Consider the following 6,153-nt stretch of genomic DNA (forward strand, 5'->3'; position numbering starts at 1 on the left):
GCATAACTAATATTTCACGCGCTTAAAAATAAAGTGAATCTTCGATTGGATGCGGAGGTTATATGTTATCAGGATGCTGCAAATATGGCGTCGTTATCAGCAAAATACCGGTTATGCAAACCGGGCTTTGCGGGATTATGGAACTTCATTTCCCTGAGTATGAAATCACCTCATACCGCTCTCCTGAAGAGCTGACGCTCTTTCAGCTTCGCCGTTCTTCAATGGTGCTGGTGGACCTCTCCGGTGAATTTCGTCAGGCACGTGCCGTTTGCGAACAGTACTATTCGCTGCTTTCTCAATACCGTGATATCCACTGGGTATTTCTCGTTTCTCGCCCAATTTATCCGCTCGCCGTCGAGTTTCTGATGCGCCCGGAAAGCACCCTGCTTTCAGATGCGGAACCCGTTGATCTGGTCATTAAAGCAATCCGTGCGGGCGGTTTGTCTGCTGAACGGATTAGCCAGACGCTACTTTCAACGGACCACGAAGACGCTTCCGGCGAAGAAGATCCCCTGACGTTACTGACCTTATCTGAGCGTAAAGTGCTGCGTTTGCTGGGTAAGGGATGGGGGATTAATCAAATCGCCGCGTTGTTGAAAAAGAGTAATAAAACGATTAGCGCCCAGAAAAACAGCGCTATGCGCCGTTTAGCGTTACGCAGCAATGCCGAGATGTACGCATGGATCAATAGCGCGCAAGGGATGAAAGAGCTGAATTTATTTTCAGCCTATGGAGATTCGATAGAATGGAAAAAAGTCCCACAAGGCGACATGTCGCTATCGTAGAGCAGTGCATGATGACCGAAGCGGGTCTGCGGAGTCTTTTTGAAACGGCTTCTGCCGATCACTATACGATACATTTTTTCAGGAACTCTCAGGACCTAAAAAAAACGTCAGGCAGGCGTGCTTTTTTTTCTGTTATTTATTCGCTTTCCGGTAGCCGGGAACAGCGGCGAGAAGGTTTGCTATTTCTTGGCGAGCTAAGTCAGAGTAGCCCAAAAACCCAGCGTATTATTTTGGCTAATGATGAGCGTGAGGCCAGGCTGGTTAGCCACCTCGCGCCTTCTGGCCTGCATGGAATTATCAGCAAAACCGCGCCGCTGGGGGTGCTTCAGGCGCAGCTTATTGCGCTACTGCGTGAAACCCGGCGCGTGAATGTGAACGTTCATAATCACTGGTACGTCAGCAGCTCGCGCATGTTAAGTCCCACGGAGCGGGCAATCCTCGAGTTTATGGCTTGCGGGTACTCAATGCCGGAAATTGCCACCCAGCTTGAGCGTAATATCAAAACTATCCGCGCGCATAAATTCAATGCGATGACCAAGCTCGGGGTTAACTCCGATGTGGGGCTGTTACATGCGGCGGATATCCTCATCAATTTTCCTCTCTTTGAAGAGAGTGTACCTGAAGAAAGCACGTTCACGCCGCATTAAGGGACAGTGACCTGACAAAGAGGCTCTTTGTCAGGTTTGACTATTGACAGACGTCCACCCACGTCGCGTCGGTGAGTTGCGCCATTCGTTCTGGTGAGATCCGTATCGCGCTGTGAATTGCGCCCGCCGCCGGAAGCACTTCAGCGTACTGGCGAAGCGAAATATCGCAATAAATGGTCAGCGGGTTTTCAAGGCCAAAAGGGCAGACGCCGCCCGGCGGATGCCCGGTGAGGGTCAGCACTTCATCGCTGCTCAGCATACGCGCCTTCGCGCCAAAGGTGGTTTTCAGCTTTTTGTTATCGAGCCGGGCATCGCCTTTTGCCACCACCAGAATGGCTTCATTTTTGACTTTCAGTGACAGGGTTTTGGCGATTTGCCCCGGCGCGACATGATGTGCGGCGGCGGCGAGGGCAACGGTGGCCGTACTTTGATCGAGTTCAATTATTTCAATATCGGGGGCGTGTTCAGCAAAAAATTGCCGCACAGATTGCAGACTCATTGGGATCTCCTGACTATTATCCCGTTCAATCTGTCACATGCGCAGGATGAATGTAAATAACCCCGTCAATGAGTCTCACAGATTGAGATTTATCGATCCCCTTCACATTCACTGCAACCGGTTACAGTAACCGGTTGCAGAATGATGAAATGCGGTTTAATACTACTTCTGTAACTTCCACTGTAACAACATTATAAGAGCCGTGTATGAAATGTACCCTTGTGAATGAAATCACCCGCATGGAGTTTCGCTTACATAGAGAAAGCGCACACGGCTGCAAAATAAGGGTCGCTGTGCTTACGTCTATAGCCTGTCAGGAGGGCTGCTATGTCTGCTAATCATGCTGCGTTTAATTTAATATTCCGCTTCGTAGAAAACTACGTAAGCCCCATCGCCGGGCGGATCTCGTCCCAGCGACACGTTATGGCCATTCGTGACGGCTTTATCTCGGCGATGCCGTTTATGATTGTCGGTTCGTTCCTGCTGGTATTTGCCTATCCGCCGTTCTCGCCGGATACCACCTGGGGCTTCGCCCGCGCCTGGCTGGATATGGCGAAGCAGTTTGAAGGCCGTATTCTGACCCCGTTTGATATGACGATGGGCATCATGTCTATCTATATCTGCGCCGCCATTGCCTATAACCTCGGTAAGCACTACGAGAAAGCATTTCAGATTGACCCTTTCATGTGTGCAATGCTGTCGATTATGGCGTTTCTGCTGGTCGCCGCGCCGAAAACCAACGGCACGCTGCCGGTTGATAGCCTGGGCGGAACGGGGATCTTTACCGCTATTCTGGTCGCTCTCTACTGCGTGGAGATGATGCGTTTCCTGAAAGCGCATAACATCGGTATCCGCCTGCCGGATCAGGTGCCGCCGATGATCAAAAACTCCTTTGACCTGCTGATCCCGGTGCTGGTGGTGGTATTAACGCTGTATCCACTAAGCCTGCTGATCCAGAGCCAGTTCGGGATGCTGATCCCACAGGCGATTATGTCGCTGTTTAAACCGCTGGTTTCCGCAGCGGATTCCCTGCCTGCGATCCTGCTGGCGGTGCTGATCGGCCATCTGCTGTGGTTTGCCGGTATTCACGGCGCGGCGATCGTCTCCGGGATGCTGCAGATGTTCTGGCTGACCAACCTGGGGATGAACCAGAGCGCGCTGGCACAAAGCGCACCGCTGCCGCACATCTTTATGGAAGCGTTCTGGACGTTCTTCGTAGTGATCGGCGGTTCCGGTGCCACGATGGGCCTGGTGATTTGTTATCTGCGCAGCCGTTCCGTGCATCTGCGCTCGATTGGTCGCCTGAGCGTGGTGCCGAGTATTTTCAACATCAACGAACCGGTGATTTTCGGTACGCCCATCGTGATGAACCCGGTCTTCTTTATTCCGTTCCTGCTGGCACCGATGGTGAATGCGGTGATTGCCTGGGGCGTGATGAAAATGGATCTGATTGGTCGGGTGATTTCCGTCGTTCCATGGACCGCGCCTGCACCGGTCGGCGCGGCCTGGGCGCTGGGCTGGGATTTCCGCGCGGCGATCCTCGTCATTGCGCTGGCCTGCGTGTCCGCCGTCATCTATTTCCCATTCTTTAAAGTGTACGAGAAACAGTTGCTGGAACAGGAAGCCGCAGAAGCACAGCGTGCCGCTGAAGAACAGATGGCATAACCTGACGGCCCGGCGGAGAATTATCCGCCGGGTCAGATCACTATTTGGCATTTATTTAAGCGTGCAGTCGCCGCACTGCTGGACATCCGGCAGCCGGTAACGCTGACAGCAGGTGCGCCGCACCAGCAGCCCATCACGCGGCACCACGCTGCGCCACAGCGGATTATCGCGCCCGTCAGAAAGCTGTCTGACAAAGAAACACTGCTGGCGAAGCGCGTCGGTCAGGTCATCACCCAGCAGCGGTTTCATCTCACCCAGATACCAGTTAATCAGATAACCCGTGTTACTCCAGATAAGTTTACCGTTGATTTCACCGGTGGCTTCCAGCGCGTCGACTATGGGGATCAATGCCTGGGTGACCAGTGTTTGCAGGCGTTCAGCGGGCGGCAGGAGACTGCTTTTTATATCTTCCGCCACCTCAATCCAGAAGCAGGCGGCGCGGCCCGTTTCATGGAATTCGACGTGGAAACGTTCAGGGGAAAGATCCAGCGCGCGCGGCTCGGTCAGTAGCGCCAGCATCAGCGGCGGCACCATCAGGCCGATGTACCATTGCGCCCAGAGGGAGAGTAAAGGCTTGTCTTCACGCGCCTGCGTTGGCTGATTGCGGTAGATATGATCGCCATACAGCGCCAGCAGGGAGCGCAGCTCCGCAGGACGCGACCAGTGAGCCAGCGTCATCGCCTGTGCGGGAGGCAGTTCATCCAGACGAATAAATTCCAGCATGTGCGCCCGATGTTCCGCAATGCGTTGACGCACGGACTCGGCCAGCGATGCTCTTTTCGTCACAAAAGGAGCCTGCCAGATAACGTCTTCAGCAATGGGTGAGAAACGGTATGCCATACGCAAAGAAGGACTGGAATCTAAATGATAATGATTGCCAATCCTAACTATAGACAAAGGCGATCGCAACTGTTTTTCGCGTTACCGGCGTCAGTCAGGCAAAGCGCATCTCGTCGCTGCTAAGAATGTTATTACGCCCCAGATGCTTAGCTTCATACAGCGCCTTGTCGGCATTCTCCAGCGCGCTGTCGATGGCGTCTCCCTCCAGTGCCGCAATCCCAATACTGACCGTGACGTTGGTGGCGACGCTTTCATTAAACATATGGGGAATTTTCAGATCGTAAACCTGCTGGCGGATACGCTCGGCCTTCTGCTGAGCCTGAGTGGCATCGACGCTGGTTAACAGCACCATAAACTCTTCTCCGCCAAAGCGGGTGACGATATCGCGCGAGCGCACGGCGTCGCGAACCGCCGCCGAAACGCGAATGAGCGCCTGGTCACCCATCATATGACCGTAGTGATCGTTGTAGGCTTTGAAATGGTCGATGTCGATCAGCAGGACGAAATGTTGACCTGTGCCGAGTGCCAGCAGGGTATCGAGCCGATTTTTTAATCCGCGTCGGTTATACAGGCCGGTGAGAGGGTCAAGCATACTGAGATCGTTCAGCGTTTCGCGCTCCTCAAGCAGCTTATACATCAGGCTTTGCGCAAAAGAGTCGTTACGTTTCTGGATCGCATGTTGAATGGTAATGCCCACCATCGGCAGGGCAAAACAGTAAACCATGCGCATCCACTGCTCGCCATCGTTGAGCCACAGGCTGGTTAAAAATATCGGCAGCGAATGTAAGGTGAACGCGCGAACGTTATCGGAAAAAGATATTGTCCCGATAAATAGTACGCTTAATAAAGCAATCACCAGATAGCTAAAATCCAGCGGCTGAACCTGGGCATATTTTATGGCAACGTGCCAGGCCCACAGGCAGCCGGAAGCTATCGATATCGCATCAATATTTATTTTTTTATGAGGATATTTCCAGTGCCAGAGCAATACCCCTGCACTTCCAAGGGAAATAAGACAGACCGGTATCGTCAGCGTACGGACGCTATACAGAGGACTGAGCGTTGAAAAAATGGTTGAGGCTAAATTGAGGAACAGAAACAGCCGCAGCGAGAGCTGATATTTCTTGTTCTTCAAAGAGCGCCAGGTGTGTGCTGTCATATCAGTAATTCGTTATTTTACTTGTGGTTAAAAAGTTAACATCGCCAAAATGAAAATAACGCGCGTGAAAAACAGGCGCAAAATATCAGGTGTTCGTGGGTCTCACTTTTAGGGCGCACAATTTATCACCTTAAGGAATGTCTGTCATTACCAGGATAGTAAATGTACTACCCCTTTTGGATCATGGCTGACAAATGAGAAAACATATCATATGATATTGGTTATCATTATCACTGTGAGAGACGGAATCATGTTGCAGCGAGCGCTGGAAAGTGGCTGGGGCGTCTTAATTCCCGGTGTGGCTGTTGCCGGACTGACATTTGCCGATCTGTCGGTAGATGTCTGGCGTGGATTAATTGTGCTGGGTTTGCTGCTGACGTCGGTGATGATCTGGCATAAACGATTACGTCATTTTGTGCTGCTGCCGTCGAGCGTCGCGTTGATTGGGGGGATAATGCTGGTGGTGAGTAATCTGAAACTGCCGGGATGAGAGGTAAGATATCTGGTGCGAGGGGGGGGACTTGAACCCCCACGTCCGTAAGGACACTAACACCTGAA

General features: G+C 52.3%; 7 protein-coding genes. 4 read left to right on the top strand and 3 right to left on the bottom strand.

Annotated elements, in window-relative coordinates; all coding sequences use genetic code 11:
* Positions 1-62 precede the first annotated feature (62 nt).
* Both RT197_RS20885 and bglJ read left to right on the top strand, forming a co-directional pair.
* Complete coding sequence (locus RT197_RS20885) at positions 63-785, top strand: response regulator transcription factor (RefSeq protein WP_312953108.1); 723 nt, start codon at positions 63-65, stop codon at positions 783-785.
* An 11-nt stretch (positions 786-796) separates the two neighbouring features.
* Positions 797-1,432 (top strand): DNA-binding transcriptional activator BglJ, encoded by a 636-nt coding sequence (gene bglJ, locus RT197_RS20890; RefSeq protein WP_409529709.1) that lies wholly within the window; start codon positions 797-799, stop codon positions 1,430-1,432.
* Between the two features lie 40 nt (positions 1,433-1,472).
* Here the strand turns inward: bglJ and RT197_RS20895 are convergent, their stop codons facing one another.
* Positions 1,473-1,931, bottom strand: coding sequence for a YbaK/EbsC family protein (locus tag RT197_RS20895; protein ID WP_312953110.1), 459 nt, complete (start codon positions 1,929-1,931; stop codon positions 1,473-1,475).
* A gap of 327 nt (positions 1,932-2,258) precedes the next feature.
* Between RT197_RS20895 and RT197_RS20900 the strand changes: the two genes are divergently transcribed.
* Positions 2,259-3,596, top strand: a complete 1,338-nt coding sequence (locus RT197_RS20900) for a PTS sugar transporter subunit IIC (RefSeq protein ID WP_312953111.1) — start codon at positions 2,259-2,261, stop codon at positions 3,594-3,596.
* Between the two features lie 51 nt (positions 3,597-3,647).
* On the opposite strand, the gene fhuF is transcribed toward RT197_RS20900, so the two are convergent.
* Positions 3,648-4,436, bottom strand: coding sequence for a siderophore-iron reductase FhuF (gene fhuF, locus RT197_RS20905; protein ID WP_312953112.1), 789 nt, complete (start codon positions 4,434-4,436; stop codon positions 3,648-3,650).
* Between the two features lie 94 nt (positions 4,437-4,530).
* Positions 4,531-5,595, bottom strand: a complete 1,065-nt coding sequence (locus RT197_RS20910; RefSeq protein ID WP_312953114.1) for a GGDEF domain-containing protein — start codon at positions 5,593-5,595, stop codon at positions 4,531-4,533.
* Positions 5,596-5,806: 211 nt separating this feature from the next.
* Between RT197_RS20910 and RT197_RS20915 the strand changes: the two genes are divergently transcribed.
* A complete protein-coding gene (locus RT197_RS20915; RefSeq protein WP_312953115.1) occupies positions 5,807-6,085 on the top strand; it encodes a DUF1435 domain-containing protein in 279 nt (92 codons plus the stop codon).
* The last annotated feature ends 68 nt before the right edge of the window (positions 6,086-6,153 follow it).

Source organism: Superficieibacter sp., assembly GCF_032071645.1.
GTDB lineage: Bacteria > Pseudomonadota > Gammaproteobacteria > Enterobacterales > Enterobacteriaceae > Superficieibacter.